Here is a 1,151-nt window from a genome sequence, read left to right on the forward strand (position 1 = left end):
TGCGAAAGCTCGCCCTCAACATGCTCAAGCGCGCCAGGCCTTCAATCTCCATCCGTCGCAAGCGAAAGCGATCCGGATGGTCCAACGACTTCGCTCGTTCCATCCTCGGCCAAATGCGATAGCCCTGAAGCAGAAGGCTCGCACCCTTCTAATAAAACGCAACAAGCGCAATAATTGAACCGCGTCTCTGATTCGCAACCCGATTGCTTTTTACGGATGAAGCGCGCGGGGGTGCTTCAGGGAGTGCGGCCCGGCCGCATGCCTAGCCAAGAAAGGAAACTATCATGGCTAAGACGTACAAGCGCGGTCGAGACGCCAAGAACGGGCAATTTATCCCGGTCAAGGTTGCCGAACGCCGAAAGGCGACGGCTATCGTCGAAACCGTTAAGCGCAAAAAGAGAAAATAGGCTAAGCCTATCGCTCTTCCGGGCGGTCGTTCTTCGCGGGATTGCCGCCCGGTTTCTGCTTTTGACGCATCTCGCTTTCGTGAGACTTGTCGGCAAGTCCCTCCCTTAGGCTGAGGCGGCGTGTCGAGAAGTCGCTTTAGAACTTCGTCTCGCTTTTGATCATCATAATCCGCCATGGAACCCTACACCGATATCGACAGCTTTGATCGCGATCCCGAAATCGCGACGGCCCTTGGTAATATGGTTGTCGCTTGGGCTACGGCCGAAACAGCATTGATGTTCGCAATGTGTGCGATTTGCGAGATATCGACCGATATGGCTCATTTTGGTTTCTATCGCATTCCGACATTCGAAGCGCGCGTCAAATTCCTACAGGGGATGATACCGGCCTGGAGCACAACTCAATACGATAAGGACGAGATATCAAGAACGATTGACCGAATTAGCCGCCTCTCCGCTACACGAAATAATTGGGTTCATGGTGTATGGAGCAAACATCGGTCCACTGACGAAGTCGTCGTCTTCAATTTCCGCGCAAAAGAAGGCAGTGGACGCATAAAGCCAGTGAAAGCGCAAGATATAAACCATCACGCTATGACTTTGCGTCAAGCAACTAATCTTACTGCGTCATAAACGGAGTGATTGCTGAAGATGGACCCTGGCGCAGCAGGGACATCGGAGCTGGTTGCGGGCGAGCGCGGTGGCGATCCTTCGGCGGATCGTGGCGATCGAGGTTGGCACGTG

General features: G+C 53.7%; 2 protein-coding genes and 1 pseudogene. All 3 read left to right on the plus strand.

The annotated features are described in order from the left end of the window. A pseudogene (locus SMD10_RS25410) lies at positions 1–122 on the plus strand (ISAs1 family transposase); the annotation flags it as partial. Positions 123–284: 162 nt separating this feature from the next. Then, positions 285–407, plus strand: coding sequence for a hypothetical protein (locus tag SMD10_RS25415; protein WP_331688501.1), 123 nt, complete (start codon positions 285–287; stop codon positions 405–407). Positions 408–581: 174 nt separating this feature from the next. Continuing rightward, positions 582–1,040, plus strand: a complete 459-nt coding sequence (locus SMD10_RS25420; protein WP_331688502.1) for a hypothetical protein — start codon at positions 582–584, stop codon at positions 1,038–1,040. The last annotated feature ends 111 nt before the right edge of the window (positions 1,041–1,151 follow it).

Origin of the sequence: Consotaella aegiceratis (assembly GCF_036541425.1) — a bacterium.
GTDB lineage: Bacteria > Pseudomonadota > Alphaproteobacteria > Rhizobiales > Rhizobiaceae > Consotaella > Consotaella aegiceratis.

Bases quoted from the DNA above. Each gene is read 5' to 3' on its own strand.
- SMD10_RS25415 (WP_331688501.1), top strand. From the start codon at position 285: ATGGCTAAGACGTACAAGCGCGGTCGAGACGCCAAGAACGGGCAATTT.
- SMD10_RS25420 (WP_331688502.1), top strand. From the start codon at position 582: ATGGAACCCTACACCGATATCGACAGCTTTGATCGCGATCCCGAAATC.